A 1,144-nucleotide genomic window follows, 5' to 3' on the forward strand; every position below is an offset into this window, starting at 1 on the left:
ATTCCCGCTGACATCAAGCCCGCCGACGGACGTTTCGGCGCTGGCCCCTCCAAGGTGCGGACCGAGGCGCTGGACGCCCTCGCCGCCACCGGCACGTCCCTGCTGGGCACCTCGCACCGCCAGGCGCCGGTCAAGAACCTGGTCGGCAAGGTCCGCGAGGGCATCTCCGAGCTGTTCTCCCTGCCCGAGGGCTACGAGGTCGTCCTCGGCAACGGCGGCTCCACCGCCTTCTGGGACATCGCCACGCACGGCCTGATCGAGAACAAGTCGCAGCACCTGAACTTCGGCGAGTTCTCCTCCAAGTTCGCCAAGGCCGCGAAGCTCGCGCCCTGGCTCGCCGACCCGACCGTCATCGCCTCCGACCCCGGCACCCACCCCGACCCCCGGGCCGAGGCGGGCGTCGACGTCTACGCCCTCACCCACAACGAGACCTCCACCGGTGTCGCCATGCCGGTCAAGCGCGTGGCCGGCGCCGACGAGGGCGCGCTCGTCGTCGTGGACGCCACCTCGGGCGCGGGCGGCCTGCCGGTCGACATCGCCGAGACCGACGTCTACTACTTCGCCCCGCAGAAGTCCTTCGCCTCCGACGGCGGCCTGTGGATCGGCGTCTTCTCCCCCGCCGCCGTCGAGCGCGCCGAGCGCGTCCACGCGTCCGGCCGCCACATCCCGGAGTTCTTCTCGCTCCCCACGGCGATCGACAACTCGCGCAAGAACCAGACGTACAACACCCCGGCCCTCGCCACCCTCTTCCTGCTGGGTGAGCAGCTGGAGTGGCTCAACGGCCAGGGCGGCCTCGCCTGGTCCGCGGCCCGTACGAAGGACTCCTCGACCCGCCTGTACACCTGGGCGGACGACTCCAAGTACGCCACCCCGTTCGTCTCCGACCCGGCCAAGCGCTCGCAGGTCATCGGCACGATCGACTTCGCCGACGAGATCGACGCCGCCGCCGTCGCCAAGGTGCTGCGCGCGAACGGCATCGTGGACACCGAGCCGTACCGCAAGCTCGGCCGCAACCAGCTGCGCATCGCGATGTTCCCGGCGATCGACCCGGCGGACGTCGAGGCGCTGACGCAGTGCGTCGACTACGTGATCGAGAAGCTCTGACCTCTCGGGTACGACGCGAAGGGCGCCCGGTGCTCACCGG

Annotated in this window: 1 protein-coding gene; it reads left to right on the forward strand. The window is 70.6% G+C overall.

What is annotated here, in order from left to right; translation table 11 throughout:
* A partial coding sequence (serC, locus tag ACZ4W9_RS40325) for a phosphoserine transaminase (RefSeq protein WP_467944225.1) occupies positions 1-1,104 on the forward strand: 1,104 nt, incomplete at its 5' end.
* Positions 1,105-1,144: the final 40 nt, after the last annotated feature.

The sequence above is a fragment of the Streptomyces sp. NPDC029296 genome (assembly GCF_055569255.1).